Origin of the sequence: Nonomuraea sp. NPDC049480 (assembly GCF_044465905.1) — a bacterium.
GTDB lineage: Bacteria > Actinomycetota > Actinomycetes > Streptosporangiales > Streptosporangiaceae > Nonomuraea.
Map to the genome: position 1 here is coordinate 174,484 of NZ_JBITMD010000008.1, position 14,453 is coordinate 188,936.

Annotated in this window: 12 protein-coding genes; 10 read left to right on the plus strand and 2 right to left on the minus strand. The window is 68.3% G+C overall.

Annotated elements, in window-relative coordinates; translation table 11 throughout:
- The first annotated feature begins 128 nt into the window (after positions 1-128).
- Positions 129-770, plus strand: coding sequence for a class I SAM-dependent methyltransferase (locus ACIBX3_RS24200; RefSeq protein WP_397120545.1), 642 nt, complete (start codon positions 129-131; stop codon positions 768-770).
- Here ACIBX3_RS24200 and ACIBX3_RS24205 read toward each other — a convergent pair.
- Positions 760-2,700: an anthranilate synthase family protein gene (locus tag ACIBX3_RS24205; RefSeq protein ID WP_397120547.1), complete on the minus strand. Its 1,941-nt coding sequence runs from the start codon at positions 2,698-2,700 to the stop codon at positions 760-762. The genes ACIBX3_RS24200 and ACIBX3_RS24205 overlap by 11 nt on opposite strands.
- A gap of 421 nt (positions 2,701-3,121) precedes the next feature.
- Between ACIBX3_RS24205 and ACIBX3_RS24210 the strand changes: the two genes are divergently transcribed.
- The gene (locus ACIBX3_RS24210) at positions 3,122-3,547 is read left to right on the plus strand and encodes a DoxX family protein (protein ID WP_397120548.1); all 426 of its coding nucleotides are present in this window, start codon (positions 3,122-3,124) and stop codon (positions 3,545-3,547) included.
- Positions 3,544-3,744 carry a ferredoxin gene (locus ACIBX3_RS24215; protein WP_397120550.1) on the plus strand — a complete coding sequence of 67 codons (201 nt, stop codon included), beginning with the start codon at positions 3,544-3,546 and terminating at the stop codon, positions 3,742-3,744. The genes ACIBX3_RS24210 and ACIBX3_RS24215 overlap by 4 nt, the downstream gene beginning before the upstream one ends.
- A gap of 480 nt (positions 3,745-4,224) precedes the next feature.
- On the opposite strand, the gene ACIBX3_RS24220 is transcribed toward ACIBX3_RS24215, so the two are convergent.
- Positions 4,225-6,558 carry an NAD(P)-binding domain-containing protein gene (locus ACIBX3_RS24220; RefSeq protein WP_397120552.1) on the minus strand — a complete coding sequence of 778 codons (2,334 nt, stop codon included), beginning with the start codon at positions 6,556-6,558 and terminating at the stop codon, positions 4,225-4,227.
- Between the two features lie 475 nt (positions 6,559-7,033).
- Between ACIBX3_RS24220 and ACIBX3_RS24225 the strand changes: the two genes are divergently transcribed.
- Genes ACIBX3_RS24225 through ACIBX3_RS24255 form a run of 7 tightly spaced genes read left to right on the plus strand, consistent with a single transcriptional unit; the run spans position 7,034 to position 14,417 of the window.
- Positions 7,034-8,308: an aspartate kinase gene (locus ACIBX3_RS24225; protein WP_397120553.1), complete on the plus strand. Its 1,275-nt coding sequence runs from the start codon at positions 7,034-7,036 to the stop codon at positions 8,306-8,308.
- A gap of 15 nt (positions 8,309-8,323) precedes the next feature.
- Positions 8,324-9,148, plus strand: a complete 825-nt coding sequence (locus tag ACIBX3_RS24230) for a 2-amino-3,7-dideoxy-D-threo-hept-6-ulosonate synthase (RefSeq protein ID WP_397120555.1) — start codon at positions 8,324-8,326, stop codon at positions 9,146-9,148.
- Between the two features lie 27 nt (positions 9,149-9,175).
- Positions 9,176-10,273 (plus strand): 3-dehydroquinate synthase II family protein, encoded by a 1,098-nt coding sequence (locus ACIBX3_RS24235; protein ID WP_397121026.1) that lies wholly within the window; start codon positions 9,176-9,178, stop codon positions 10,271-10,273.
- A 40-nt stretch (positions 10,274-10,313) separates the two neighbouring features.
- The gene (locus ACIBX3_RS24240) at positions 10,314-11,075 is read left to right on the plus strand and encodes an amidohydrolase family protein (protein ID WP_397120557.1); all 762 of its coding nucleotides are present in this window, start codon (positions 10,314-10,316) and stop codon (positions 11,073-11,075) included.
- Positions 11,072-12,388, plus strand: a complete 1,317-nt coding sequence (locus tag ACIBX3_RS24245; protein WP_397120559.1) for a phenylacetate--CoA ligase family protein — start codon at positions 11,072-11,074, stop codon at positions 12,386-12,388. The genes ACIBX3_RS24240 and ACIBX3_RS24245 overlap by 4 nt, the downstream gene beginning before the upstream one ends.
- Before the next feature lie 17 nt (positions 12,389-12,405).
- A complete protein-coding gene (locus ACIBX3_RS24250) occupies positions 12,406-13,611 on the plus strand; it encodes an FAD-dependent monooxygenase (RefSeq protein ID WP_397120561.1) in 1,206 nt (401 codons plus the stop codon).
- Between the two features lie 20 nt (positions 13,612-13,631).
- Positions 13,632-14,417 carry a 2,3-dihydro-2,3-dihydroxybenzoate dehydrogenase gene (locus ACIBX3_RS24255; protein ID WP_397121027.1) on the plus strand — a complete coding sequence of 262 codons (786 nt, stop codon included), beginning with the start codon at positions 13,632-13,634 and terminating at the stop codon, positions 14,415-14,417.
- Positions 14,418-14,453 lie beyond the last annotated feature (36 nt).

Consider the following 14,453-nt stretch of genomic DNA (forward strand, 5'->3'; position numbering starts at 1 on the left):
AGTCGAGTGGTGACTTGCCGGCCTTGAATTCGCTAAACTCATTCTGCGTCCGTCGAATGACCGGGCTGAAGTAAGAATGCCCGGTCGGCGAATTCGAGACCGCCCCCTAAAATACTGGGTGATCTGACATGGATACTGGGCACAATCTTTTCATCCGCGAGTTCCTGAGGAACCCGCTCCGCACCGCATCGGTGATCCCGAGCTCGCGGCGTGTCGCCAGGCACATGGCCGCGGCGCTGCCCGAAGAGGGCGATCCGGTGGTCGTGGAGCTCGGACCCGGCACCGGCGCGTTCACCACCGAGATCCAGCGCCGGCTCCACGGACGTGGCCGCCACCTGGCTGTGGAGCTGAACGACAGGTTCGCTGCTCTGCTGCGCGACCGGTTCCCGGCCGTCGATGTGGTCGTCAGCGACGCGCTGCATGTGCGCCGGCTCCTTGACCAGCAAGGTTGGGAACGCGCCGATGCGATCATCAGCGGTCTTCCCCACGCGCTGTTCTCCCAGACCCTGCAACATCGGCTGATGAGCGCTGTCCGGGACTGTCTGGCGCCGGACGGGACGTTCGCGGCGTTCGCGTACGTCCACGCCGCGTGGTCTCCGCCGGCACGCCGCTTCTGCCGACTGCTGGAAGCTGTTTTCGGAGAGGTCGCCGTCGGCAAGATCGTCTGGGCGAACCTCCCTCCCGCCTACGTGTACACGGCGCGCCACATCAAATCCCGGCCGCACGCGGGCGTCGCGGGAGCATCCCGCAGGGGAGCGCTCAAGCCCTGACGCCGGCGGGAAGCAGCGATGCCAGCAACTCGCCGAGGATCTGCGGTCCGTGCTGGGTGAGCACCGATTCGGGATGGAACTGCACAGATCGAAAGCCTGGACCGTGCAGCGCGTGAATCTCGCCTGATCGGCGGTCACGGCTGACGCGTACGGGCTCGCGTACTCCCGCGCAGGAGACGAGCTCCTGTTCGGAAAGGCCACTGTAGGTGTTGTAGAAGCCCACGCGTTCAGGTCGGCCGAACAGATCGATCAGCCGCTGAACACCCTGGTTGGGTACCTTGCGCCGGACGACCTCGAAGCCGAGTTCGGCGGCGAGCACCTGATGGCCCAGGCAGATGGAGAGGAAGGGGACGGTGCCGGCGAGCAGCTCACGGGTGAGCGCGCGCAGCGCGCCGATCCGCGGATCCGTCTCATCGCAGGGGTCGCCGGGGCCGGGGCCGACCACGACGATCTCGAACGCCTCCGGGATCAGGGAGTCGTCGAACCGCGCGATCGTGGTCTCCAGCCCGAGGGCGCGCAGTTGATGGCCGAGCATCGCGGTGAACGTGTCCTCGCCGTCGACGACCAGCACGCGCCGCCCGCGCAGCGCCGGGTCCGGTGCGGCCCGGTGGGCTCCCTCGAGCCAGAACCGGGACAGCGTGGTGTTGCGGGCCTTCAGCGCCCGGCGCACCCGCGGATCGGCGGCCGGCGACGCGTGCGTTTCCGCCACGGTGGGCGGCTTGTCCGCGCGGCGGGCTTCTTGCGCGAGGCCAAGCGCTTTGAGCATGCCCGCGGCCTTGGCGCGGGTCTCGGCCACCTCGGAGTCGGGATCCGAATCCCGGACAAGGGTGGCGCCGACGCCCAGACGCAGCCGGCCGTCATCTCCGAACTCGCCGGTCCGGATCATGATGGACGAGTCGAGTGTGCGGCTGCCGAGAGAATCGTGGCCGATCAGCGCGAGGACGCCGCCGTAGTATCCGCGGCCCGTCGCCTCATGACGGCTGATGACCCGGAAGGCGTTCTCGAGAGGACTGCCCGTGACGGTCGGCGCGAGCAAGGTTTCCTGGAGCACGTCGCGCACGTCGAGATCGCTGTGGCCGCTCAGGACGTACTCGGTGTGGGTCAGGCGCGCCATTTCCTTGAGAAATGGGCCGTGGACGCGGCCGCCCGAGGAACACATTCGTGCCATCATTTTCAATTCTTCGTCGACGACCATGTAGAGTTCGTTCGCCTCCTTCGGGTCGTCGAGAAATTCCAGGAGCCCCGCTATGTCGGGACCGCCGGGCGGATGCCGGTAGGTTCCACTGATCGGGTTCATCATCACCGTGCCGTCGGTCAGGCTGACGTGCCGTTCCGGCGACGCGCCAATGAATGTTCCGGCACCGGTGTGGAACAGGAATGTCCAGTAGGACCCGAGCTCGCCGGTGAGGAGCCGGCGGAAGATGCCGAGTTCCGTACGAACCGAGTAATCGTGCACCCGTGCCACGAAGGAGCGTCTGATGACGAAATTGGACCCGGCGCCCTGTCCGATCTCATCGCGCAGAACCGGCCGCACGCTCGCCGCATAGTCCTGATCGTCGATGTCGAATCCGGCGTCGAACACGCGCACGTTCTCGTCGGGCAGACGCGTGAGGGCTTCGGTTCGGCTGAGTTCGGCCCGCGCTTGGACACGCATGGCCAGCAACGGAGCGTGATCGTCATGACAGGCGAACCCGCGCTCGACGATCTGCCGGTACGGAACCGCCACGAGAAGGTCGTGCCCGGCCTCGGCCCGTCGTGCGGTGAGCGCCGGCAGATCGGGCAGTGGCAGGTCGGCGAGGCGGTCCACGCAGGAGACCTCGCCGACGAGAACCTCTATCGGCGCTTGCCGGGCCGAGCGCGGTCGATAGAGCAAGGCGAAGGCACGTCCGTCCTCGCCGAGATCGGCCAAGTCGTACGTGGAGTCGACCATGCCCGAGTTCGTCCCGAACATATCGGGCCCTTTCGCGTGAGATCAGGGTTTCTTCTTCGATCCTGCGATGGCGGAACGGGCTGGACAACTACCTGAGCGAGCAACTCCCGCGCTGCCGTATGTGGGCGAACAATGGCGTGAATCCGCCACCGGAAGCACTCGACGCATCGGGATGGCGCGTCTTCATCGCGCAACCGCCGGAGAAGCGGACAAGAAATCACGTGATACTCCCGCGGGATTCGGCCGGGAGCCATGGCGTGAATACCTGCATGAGGTGGCCCTACTCGCGTGAGTAGTGGGAATGGCGGCGCATCGCGATTAATGTCGTGCTCAGCCGAGCTCGATATACAGGCGGTGATACGACCATGGACGTGCTGGTCCAGAAGTGCGGCGATATTTTCTCGGAAACGAGGTGGACAGCGTGAGCGAACATGCCGTCAGCAAGACCGTCTCGCGGGGGCGCCTGCGTGACAAGGTGCTCTTGGCGGTGCAGATCGTGGTGGGCCTCGATTTCATCATCGGCGGGATGCTGAAGCTCTTCGGTGCGCAGTCGATGCTGGACCTGTTCACCCGCATCGGCGCCGGCCAATGGCTCAGATACCTGGTCGGCTTCGCGGAGCTGGCCGGCGGGATCGGCGTGCTCATCCCCGCGCTGGCCGGCCTCGCGGCGCTCGGGCTGGCGACGCTGCTGGTACTGGCCACCCTCACCAACGTGCTCGTCATCGACGATCCCCCCTGGGTCCCGCTGATCTGGCTGGTCATAGTCGGCATCGTCGCCTGGCACCGCTGGCCGCGGACCAAGGCATTGTTCACCGGCACTCGATCGACAAGGAGGACATCGACATGAAAGTCACCGTTGACCAGGCCAAATGCTACGGCTCCGGCCAGTGCGCGCTGCTCGCGCCGGAGGTGTTCGGCCAGCGCGAGGACGACGGCATCGTCGTCCTTCTGGAGCCTGAGCCCGACGCGGACCAGCACGCCCTGGTGCGTGAGGCCGCCGTCGGCTGTCCCGCTGCCGCGATCGAGATGAGCGAGGAGGTGTGAGCCGCCGGCCCGGCTGAGTGCCCTGGCCGCGGTCTCAGGCACAGATCGCGGCCGGCACTCCGCCGTCGCCTCCCCGGCCTCGTCGGCGCGGATCCCGGATCGAACCCGCCGCCCGGCTCGGGCATCGTGTGGTCCAGACGACGCGATGCCCGAGCCGGGCGGCTTTCGCATGGGACGGACACGCGCCGAGACACCCCGGATCGTTGCGGAGGGAGGGAGGACGGTGTCACCCACCTACACGTCCGGGTCCGGCGCCGAGGTCAGCGTTCCCCGCCGTCTGCTTCCAGGCGAAGGCCTTCTGCTTCCAGGCGAAGGCGCGCTCCGGCTCGATGTGCTCGGGACCCTTGGTGGTCGAAGAGACGGCTGGTGGTCGAAGAGACGGCGCCCTTCGGCCGGGGAACATCGGGATGAGATGGATCCCGATCTCGTTCCGAAGCCGCCGCGCTGACGGCGCGACGGCTGGAACTCCTTCAGCGAACCTCAGGCGCCCGTTCTGGATGTCGACCACTCTCGGTCGAGGGGCTTCGGGGAGCGGACCCGTACAACGTAGTTCTCGTGGTCGAACCGGCGGGTCCGTTGGCGGAAGGCACGGGTGAAACCGGGCCACAGTGTGGTGTTACGGCCGCGGGCGTCGAGATACCAGCTCCTGCACCCGGACGACCACACGGTCCCGGTCATCTTCCGCTGGACGTCGGATACGAATGACGCCTGGACCTCCGCGCGTACCTCCACCGTCGCGACATCGGCCTCGTTCATGAACCGTACGGCGTCGATCGCGTAGTCGACCTGGGCCTCCATCGTCAGCAGCGACGAGTTCTGCCCGGAGACGGTGTTCGGCCCCAGAAGCATGAAGAGGTTGGGATAGCCGGCTATGGCCGTGCCCAGGTAGGCCTCCGCGCCTTCGCGCCAGGCGTCGGCGAGCAGCCGGCCGTGCCGTCCGCGAAGCCGACCGGCGATGGGCATGTTGGCCGACTCGAATCCGGTGCCGAAGATGATCGTGTCGACCATGCGTTCAGTCCGGTCAGCACTGATGATCGAGTTCCGGCGCACCTCGCGGATCTCGCTCGTCACCAGTTCGGTGTTCGCCTGAGTGATCGCGGGGAAGTAGTCGCTGGAGAGGATGATCCGTTTGCAGCCGAGCCTGTAGTCGGGAGTCAGCGCCGCACGCAGCTCAGGATCGCCGACCTGCCGACGCAGGTGACGCCGCGCCAGCCTCTCCACCGGCTTGAGCATGCGCTGATCGAACGTCAGGCCGAGGATGAGCGACTCCCGCCACAGGTAGACCGCGGCTCGCGCCAGCCGTTGCACGCCCGGCCACCTGCGGAAGAGTCCTCTTTCGAGGAACGTCTTGTTGCGATCCCAGCGAGGAATCACCCACGGAGGGGTGCGCTGGAAAACGTAGAGCTCGGCGACCTTCGGCTGGATCGCCGGAATGAACTGGACCGCGGAGGCGCCAGTGCCGATCACTGCCACACGCTTGCCGCTTATGTCGTAAGAGGGATCCCAGGTCGCCGAATGAAAGGTGGTGCCGGCGAAGCGCTCCAACCCGGGAACGGATGGCCTGGCGGGCTCGCTGAGCGGGCCGGTCGCGACCACCAGGACGTCCGCCGTCAGAGATCCCTTCGAGGTGACGACGCGCCAGCGAGCGGAATCCTCGTGCCATTCGGAGGCCAGCATCTCGTGACCGAAGCGAAGATGCCGGTTCAATCCGAACTCCGCCGCGCAGCGCCGCAGGTATCTCTGGACCTCCGGCTGCGAGGGGAACGTACGGGTCCAGCCCGGGTCGGGCGCGAACGAGTACGAGTAGAGATTGGAGGGCACGTCACAGGAGGCGCCGGGATAGATGTTGTCCCGCCAGGTCCCGCCCACGTCGTCGGCGCGCTCGAGCACGACGAAGTCGTCGATGCCGCGTTGCTTGAGCCGGATGGCCATCCCCAGTCCGGCGAAACCGGCCCCGATGACCGCGACACGGACGTGCCGCTCCGGTGACGGCGCGAACGCCCCGGCGGTTTCCCTGGTGGCGGGGGGCGACTCCGTCGCCACAGCCTGAGCCGGCTGGGCGAATCGTTCCCGCACCCACATGACCGGTCCCGACGTCAGGTAAGCGGCGACTAGCAGCCCGAAGGTCACCTTCGGGCTTGCCGGCACCGCGGCGATCAAGATCAGCCACACCCACCACGGAAGAGCGGTGAGCAGACCGAACTTCGCATACGGGAACATAGTGATCATGAGGACGGCCAGAGCCCCGATCACCGCCACATGGCCGACGACCGGCTCGATACCCAAGTGGATGGTGACGGCGAGGATGACGGCGGGCATCGCCGCCGGAAGGCCGGAGAAATACCGTGCGTCCTTGGGCTGCACGTTGAAGCGGGCCAGCCGGATCATCGCGCAGGTGGCCAGGACGGCGCACGCCGCCACGATCGTGTAGTGCGGGGCGGCGCCGTTCAGCCAGTGATAGGCCAGCAGCGGTGTCGCCACCCCGAACCCGCAGAGATCCGCCAGCGAGTCCATCTGGGCGCCGAACGGACTGGTGACCCCGAGCTTCCGGGCGAGCGCACCGTCGATGCCGTCCAGGCAGAAACAGCCCAGGACGCAGATTCCCGCCCAGCCCAGTTCGCCGCTCGCGGCCAGCAGAATGGCGCCGGCTCCGAGGAGCAGGACAGTCACGGTGCACATGTTGACGATGGCGAACTTCAAGAGCCGTCCGGGGGCCGGTTCCCCCGGCAGCAGTGCGCCGAGCCACCGCGACGGCCACCGTCCCGCAAGAACGACGGCCGCTCGAGACCGTTGGCTGACGGATAGTTGTCTCATGGACACGCGAGAGCCTCCCAACCGATATCGGCACGCTCTTTCACCTTCAGCAGTCTCTGCTTCCGGTGGGGCGGGCGGCGTCACCCGTTCCCGCGATTTCCGCGAAATTCCCGTGAACGGGTGATGCGATGGGACATCCCGGTCGCGCGGTGCATTTATAAGGCGGTGGAAGACGGCCGCCGGTAAATATCAGGACCCCTTTGCCGGGCGGCTGCCTGAGCGAGCGATCCCCGCGCTGCCCGGGTAGGCGAACGGTGGCGTGAATCCGCCATCAGAAACGCTCGGCACATCTGGACGGCGCGTCCTCATTGCGTACCCGCCGGAGAAACTGCTGAGAATCACGCGCTACCCCCGGTGGGGGCCATGGCGTGAATACCTGCATGAGGTGGCAATACACGCGAGAGTAGTGGGAAAGGCGGCACATCGCGATTAATGTCGTGCTCAGCCGAGTTCGCTATCAGGCGGTGACACGACCATGGATGTGCTGGTTCAGAAATATGGCGGGACTTCTTTGGAGACGCTCGACCGCGTTCGCAACGCCGCCCTGCGTATCGCGCGGGAGCGGCGGCGGGGGCGGTCGCTGGTCGTGGTCGTCTCCGCGCGGGGAAGCAGGACTGATGATCTGCTGCGGCTGGCTGTCGACATCGGCCCGGCGTGTCCGTCCCGGGAGCTGGATCAGTTGCTGGCCGTCGGCGAATCCGAGTCGGCGGCATTGATGGCCCTCGCCTTGAACGGACTGGGAGTGCCGGCGATCTCGCTGACGGCCCACCAGGCCGGGATACGGACGACCGATCGGCATGGCGACGCGCTCATCTCAAGGATCGGGGCGGCGCCGGTGCAGGCGGTTCTGGACGAGGGCAAGGTCGCCGTCGTCACCGGATTCCAGGGAGTCAACCATGCCGGAGACATCGCCACCCTCGGGCGCGGCGGCTCGGACACGACCGCGGTAGCGCTGGCGGCGCGACTGCGTGCGTCCGCTTGCGAGATCTACACCGATGTCGACGGTGTCTTCAGCGCCGATCCCCGCATCCTTCCCGCCGCCCGATGCCTTCCGTGGATCCATCCCGGTGTCATGGCGGAGATGGCGTTCGCGGGTGCGCGGATTCTGCATACCCGTTGCGTGGAACTGGCCGCCATGGAAGGGGTCGAGGTGCGCGTCAGAAACGCATCATCGCAAGCGCCGGGAACGACCATCGTCGAGCGACACGACGGTAGGCCGCTGGAGACCCGGCGGGTCGTCGTGGCGGTCACCCATGACACCGACGTCGCGCGCGTTCTCGTGTATTGCCGGAACGGCCGCCGCGACCTGGCCCCTGACGTGTTCGGGGCACTGGCCGCCCAGGGGACAGTGGTCGACCTGGTAGCCAGATCCGGACCTTATGAGAACGAATTCCGCATGGGATTCACGATCCGCCGCAGCCAGGCCGACCCGGTTCGGGCCGCATTGCACGAGGTGGCGGTCGGTTTCGGGGGCGGCGTGCATTTCGACGAGAACGTCGGCAAGGTGTCGGTGGTCGGGATGGGCCTGCTCAGCCGTCCGGAGTACACGGCCCGGCTCATGGCGGCCCTGGCCGCAGCCGAAATTCCGACGAGCTGGATCTCCACCTCCCAGTCGCGGCTGTCCGTCATCGTGCCGAAGGAGCGCACCGTCGACGCCGTCGACGCCCTGCACCGGGAGTTCCGTCTCGGCCGGCACGAGCAGCGCTCTCCTGATGCCACGCGCACATCGTCAACCTCAGCCCCGGTTTGAGAGAGGCAGGACACCATGGCCGTACACAACGCCTCGTTCGCCCGGCGTCTCCGTATGCGACGCCTGTTCCGTCACGGTGACGGACGCCTGCTCGTGGTCCCGCTCGATCATTCCGTCACCGACGGACCCCTCGGCCGTGGTGACCTGAACGCCCTGGTGGGCGAGCTCACCGGCACCGGCGTCGACGCCGTGGTGCTGCACAAGGGCAGTCTCCGCCACGTCGATCACGGCTGGTTCAGCGACATGTCGCTGATCGTGCATCTGAGCGCCAGCACGAGACACGCTCCGGATCCGAACGCCAAGTATCTGGTCGCCGGCGTCGAAGAGGCATTGCGACTGGGCGCCGACGCGGTCAGCTTGCACGTCAACCTCGGTTCGGACCAGGAGGTCCGTCAGGTCACCGACCTGGCCGCGGTGTCGGAGGGCTGCGACCGCTGGAATGTCCCGCTGCTCGCCATGATGTACGCCCGAGGACCGAAGATCAGCGACTCCCGGGCGCCGGATCTGGTGGCACACGCCGCGTCGCTGGCCGCGGATCTCGGCGCGGACATCGTCAAGACCGACTATGCCGGCACACCCGGCGACATGGCCGAGGTCGTACGCGCCTGCCCGATACCCGTCATCGTGGCCGGCGGACCCCGCCAGAAGGAGACCGGCGCCGTCCTGGCCCACGTTTCCGACGCGCTCCGCGGCGGAGCCGCCGGAGTGGCCGTAGGACGCAATGTCTTCCAGGCGAGCCGGCCCAGCCGGATGGCCGCCACGATCGCGAACCTGGTTCACGATCCCCGTTACCACCCGGACCGGGAAGCGCTGGACGACCGGCTTTCCCTCACCACCTGACCTCGGCAGAGGAGAGAACCCGTGAAAATGTGCTGGCTGGACATCCGCAACGCCGACGGAGTCAAGGAAGCGATCGTCGAGGAGGCCATCCACCAGCGGGTGGATGCCATCGTGGCGGCCGATCCGGCCGACCTGGCGGTGCTTCCCCCGACGGTGAAGAAGGTTCTGTTCCCGCCGGCGGAGCCGCTGCCGGAGAAGCTGGAACCCGCCGACCTGGTCATCGTCTCCCCGGCCCACCACGGAGAGCCCGCCGAACTGGCCCATCAATACCCCGATGTGGAGTTCGGCCGGTTCGTGGAGGTCACCGACCCCGACAGCCTCGAGGAGGCCTGCCGGGCGGCGCGCCTCGACCGGTGGAGCTTGCTGGCCTTCCGCGACCCCACCAAGATCCCGTTGGAGATCGTGCTGGCCGCCGGGGCCGGAGCGGACGGCTCGATCATCACCCAGGTGGCCGACGTCGAAGAGGCGCAAATCGTCTTCGGCGTGCTCGAGCACGGCTCCGACGGAGTGATGCTCGCCCCCCGGGCCCCGGGTGAGGCCACCAGCCTGACGGCCGCCGCGGCGGGCAAGCCGGCCGACCTGTCGCTGGAGGAGCTGGAGGTCACCGCGATCCGGCGGGTCGGCATGGGCGAACGGGTGTGCGTGGACACCTGTTCGCAGTTCCGCCCCGACGAGGGCATTCTCGTCGGCTCGTACTCCCACGGCATGATCTTGTGCTGCAGCGAGACCCACCCGCTTCCCTACATGCCGACGCGGCCGTTCCGGATCAACGCCGGGGCGCTGCACTCGTACACGCTGTCGGACCAGGGACGCACCAACTACCTCAGCGAACTCGGCGCCGGCGGCAAGACGCTCGCCGTGGACTCGACCGGGCGGGTACGCATCGTCACGGTGGGGCGGGTCAAGATCGAGAGCCGGCCGATGCTGGCGATCGACGCGGTCGCCCCGTCGGGCGTTCGCGTCAACCTCATCGTCCAAGACGACTGGCACGTACGGGTGCTCGGGCCGGGTGGCACGGTGCTGAACGTCACGGACCTGGCGGCGGGCATGAAGGTGCTCGGATACCTGCCGGTCGAGCAACGGCACGTCGGCTACCCGATCGATGAGTTCTGCATCGAGAAATGAGCAACGAGAAATGATCATCTGGAAATGAGCGGTGACCGAGATGACAGTGCAACCCGTCCTGGACTTCCACGTCCGCCTTGCTCCCAGGCCCGGGGCACGGGAGCGCCTGCTGGCGGCGCTGGACGACTGCGGGCTGGAGCGGGCGGTGGTGTGCGCGGGCGGCACCATCGACCTCGACCGGCTGTCCCGCCAGCTCATCGAGGGCGGGCACGTCGAGACCGACGCTGACAACGACGCCGTGCTGGCCGCCTGCGAAGGCACGGACGGGCGCCTGGTGCCGTTCTTCTTCGCCAATCCGCACCGGGCGCCCGGCTCCTACCGCGTCAGGGCGGCCGAGTTCCGTGGCCTGGAGGTGTCGCCCGCCGTGCACGGCGTCGGCCTGGCCGACCCGAAGGTCGAGATGCTGGTCGACGTGGCGGCCGCGGCCGGCCACCCCGTGTACGTGGTCTGCCTCGCCCGTCCCGGCGCCGGCGTGGCCGACCTGGTCGCCCTGGCCCGTCGATTCCCTCAGGTGAACTTCGTGCTCGGCCACAGCGGCATCGGCAACATCGACTTCTACGCCCTCGCCTTGATCGAGGACGAGTCCAACATCCTCCTCGAGACCTCCGGTGGTTACACCTGCGTGGCCGAGGCGGCGCTGCGCCGTCTGGGCGCCGACCGGGTGTTGTTCGGCTCCGAGTACCCGCTGCAGCACCCCGCTGTGGAGCTGGCCAAGTTCCAGGCGCTGGGGATAGCGCCCGAGCAGTGGCGGCGGGTCGCCTGGGACAACGCTCACCGACTGCTAGGAGAGGAAAAGCCATGAACGACTCGAGCTCCGGACTGCCTCAGCTCGGTCAGTGGAACGGCATGGAAGATGTGCAGCGGCTCCAGGAGAAACAGCTGCCGCAGACAGTCTCCTGGGCCGCCCGCTCGCCGTTCTACCGCCAACGGCTGAACTCGGCCGCCTTGCCCGCGAACGCCGCGGACCTCGCCGCTCTGCCGCTGACCACGAAGCAGGACCTGCGGGACAACTATCCGTACGGCATGCTCGCGGTGCCCAAGGAGCGGCTGGCCACCTACCACGAGTCCAGCGGGACCGCCGGCCGGCCGACACCGTCGTACTACACCGCGGAGGACTGGATCGACCTGGCCGAGCGGTTCGCCCGCAAGTGGATCGGCATGTCGGACAAGGACATCTTCCTGGTGCGCACGCCTTACGCCCTGATGCTGACGGGCCACCTCGCACACGCCGCCGGGCGGCTGTGCGGGGCCACAGTCGTGCCCGGCGACAATCGTTCGCTGGCCATGCCTTACGCCCGCGTGGTTCGTGTCCTGCACGATCTGGAAGTGACGCTGACCTGGGCGGTGGCGACGGAATACCTGCTGTGGGCCGCCGCGGCGACCGCCGCCGGGCACCGGCCCGACGCCGACTTCCCCGCGCTGCGCGGGCTGTTCACCGGCGGCGAACCGCTGACCACCGTTCGCCGCAAGCGGATCAGCAGGATATGGGGAGTGCCGGTCATCGAGGAGTACGGCTCCACCGAAACCGGCAGCCTGGCCGGCGAGTGTCCGGACGGGCGGCTGCACCTGTGGGCCGACCGGGCGCTGTTCGAGGTGTACGACCCGGAGACCGGCGCCGTCCGTACGGAGGGCGAGGGGCAGCTCGTGGTCACGCCGCTGTACCGCGAGGCCATGCCGCTGCTGCGCTACAACCTCGAGGACAACGTGTCGGTCTCTTGCCGTGACTGCGCGTGCGGCTGGGGTCTTCCCACGGTCAAGGTGCTCGGCCGCGCCGCTTTCGGCTACCGGGTCGGCACGGCGACGATCACGCAGCACCGTCTGGAGGAGCTCGTCTTCTCCCTCCCGGACTCGTACAGGGTGCTGTTCTGGCGGGCAAGGGCGGAGCCGGCGGTCCTGCGCGTCGAGCTGGAGGTGCCGGAAGAGCACCGGGAGGCCGCCCGGGCGGAGCTGGCGGCCTCGATACGGGACACGTTCGGTGTCGACAGCGACGTCGTGGGGCTGCCACCGGGCAGTCTGGTTCCGTCCGCCGTCCTGACCTCGATGCCCGACGTGGTCAAGCCACGCAGCCTGTTCGGTCCTGACGAGGACTGGGACAAGGCGCTCCTCTACTACTGAACCGTGATGAGGCCGACATGCCGCAGCTGAGCGTGGCCATAGTCGGGGCCGGAATCGCCGGCCTCACGTTCGCCGCCGCCCTTCGCCGGGCCGGCATCGACTTCCACGTCTACGAGCAGGCGCCGCGGTTGTCCGAAGTGGGGGCCGGGGTGCAACTGGCGCCCAACGCCACCCGGGTCCTGCACCGGCTGGGCCTGGGGGACCGGCTACGCGCCGTCGCGGTGGCGCCGCAGGCGATCGAGATGCGCCGTTGGGACGACGGCACGCTGTTGCACCGCACACCGCTGGGCGCCCTGTGTCTTGACACGTTCGGGGCACCGTACTACACCCTGCACCGGGCGGACCTGCACGGCTGCCTGCTCTCGCTCGTACCGCCCGAGCGCGTCCATCTCGCCGCCCGCTGCGCCGCCGTGACGCAGACCGCCGACACCGCGCGGCTGCAGCTGTCCGACGGTACGACGGTCGAGGCGGATCTGGTGGTGGGCGCCGACGGCATCCACTCGATCGTGCGGGAGCGGCTCGCGTCCGATCGGCCACGGTACTCCGGACAGACGATCTACCGGGGTCTGGTGCCGGCCGAACGGGTGCCCTTCTTGCTCGCCGGGCCGCGGGTACGGCTGTGGTTCGGACCGGACCAGCACTGCGTGTGCTACCCGGTGTCGTCCGGCCGGCAGGTGAGTTTCGGCGCCACCGTCACCGCGTCGGACTGGCAGGAGGAGTCGTGGTCGGAGCGGGGCAGTGTGCTCGATCTCGCGCCCGCGTACGCGGGTTGGCATGAGGACGTCACACGCCTGATCGACGCGGCGGACGTGGTCGGCAGGTGGGCGCTGCACGATCGGGAGAGCCTCGATCGGCTCGGCTCCGGCAGGGTGGCCGTCATCGGCGATGCCGCGCATCCGATGCTGCCCTTCCGGGCGCAGGGTGCGAATCAGGCGATCGAGGACGCCATCGTGCTCGCCCGCTGCCTCGCGGAAGCGGGCGGAGGCGGCCTGGGCGCGGCCCTGCGCCGCTACGAGCGGATACGCCTTCCTCGTACGAGCCGGATCCAGCGTGAGTCGCGCGACAGCGCGAACACCTTCCACCTGGCCGACGGAGACGCGCAGCGACGCCGCGACGCGGCCGCCCGCGCCTCGTCGGGCCTGGACCGGCACCAATGGTTGTTCGGCTATGACGCCGAACGAGCCGCCACGAACCGAGCCACGGTGGCCCAGGACATCGGGTGACCGAACAGCGGGAGATCGCGATGGAACTGTCCGGAATCGAGTCGAAGGTCGCGCTGGTCACCGGCGCGGCACAGGGCATCGGCGCGGCGGTGGCGCGCACCTTGGCGAGTGCCGGAGCACACGTCGCGGCGGCGGATCGCAACGCCGAGGGGCTCGCCACCGTTGTGGCCAAACTCGAGGCCGAGGGCCTGCCGGCCCGCGGCCACCCCGTCGACGTACGGGACAGCGAGGAGGTGGAGGCGCTCGTCCGGTGCGTCGAGGACGAGCAGGGCCCCATCGGCATCCTCGTCAACGCGGCCGGCGTCCTGCGCACCGGCAGGGTGGTCGAGCTGCCGGACCGGCACTGGAGCGAGGTGTTCTCGGTCAACGCGGGCGGCGTGTTCAACGTCTGCCGCGCGGTGGCCCGCCGGATGATCCCCCGTCGCCGCGGCGCGATCGTGACCGTGGCGTCCAACTCCGCCGGCGTGCCGCGGATGGAGATGGCCGCCTATGCCGCGTCAAAGGCCGCCTCCGCCCAGTTCACCCGGTGTCTGGGGCTGGAGCTCGCCGCATATGGCATCCGGTGCAACATCGTCTCACCCGGCTCGACCGACACACCCATGCTGCGCTCGATGCTCGGTGAGCAGGCCGATCCGGCGGTGGCGATAGACGGCACGCCGGCCGCGTATCGCGTCGGCATTCCGCTCAGAAAGCTGGCCCAGCCCGGGGACGTGGCCGAGGCGGTCGCGTTTCTGGTGTCCGATCAAGCCGGCCATGTCACGATGCACGACCTGTACGTCGACGGCGGCGCCGCCCTGCACGTCTGACGTCATCCCAGAAAGATCCAGAAGCGGAACAGGAGG

Bases quoted from the DNA above. Each gene is read 5' to 3' on its own strand.
- ACIBX3_RS24200 (WP_397120545.1), top strand. From the start codon at position 129: ATGGATACTGGGCACAATCTTTTCATCCGCGAGTTCCTGAGGAACCCG.
- ACIBX3_RS24205 (WP_397120547.1), bottom strand. From the start codon at position 2,700: ATGGTCGACTCCACGTACGACTTGGCCGATCTCGGCGAGGACGGACGT.
- ACIBX3_RS24215 (WP_397120550.1), top strand. From the start codon at position 3,544: ATGAAAGTCACCGTTGACCAGGCCAAATGCTACGGCTCCGGCCAGTGC.
- ACIBX3_RS24220 (WP_397120552.1), bottom strand. From the start codon at position 6,558: ATGAGACAACTATCCGTCAGCCAACGGTCTCGAGCGGCCGTCGTTCTT.
- ACIBX3_RS24225 (WP_397120553.1), top strand. From the start codon at position 7,034: ATGGATGTGCTGGTTCAGAAATATGGCGGGACTTCTTTGGAGACGCTC.
- ACIBX3_RS24230 (WP_397120555.1), top strand. From the start codon at position 8,324: ATGGCCGTACACAACGCCTCGTTCGCCCGGCGTCTCCGTATGCGACGC.
- ACIBX3_RS24235 (WP_397121026.1), top strand. From the start codon at position 9,176: ATGTGCTGGCTGGACATCCGCAACGCCGACGGAGTCAAGGAAGCGATC.
- ACIBX3_RS24240 (WP_397120557.1), top strand. From the start codon at position 10,314: ATGACAGTGCAACCCGTCCTGGACTTCCACGTCCGCCTTGCTCCCAGG.
- ACIBX3_RS24245 (WP_397120559.1), top strand. From the start codon at position 11,072: ATGAACGACTCGAGCTCCGGACTGCCTCAGCTCGGTCAGTGGAACGGC.
- ACIBX3_RS24250 (WP_397120561.1), top strand. From the start codon at position 12,406: ATGCCGCAGCTGAGCGTGGCCATAGTCGGGGCCGGAATCGCCGGCCTC.
- ACIBX3_RS24255 (WP_397121027.1), top strand. From the start codon at position 13,632: ATGGAACTGTCCGGAATCGAGTCGAAGGTCGCGCTGGTCACCGGCGCG.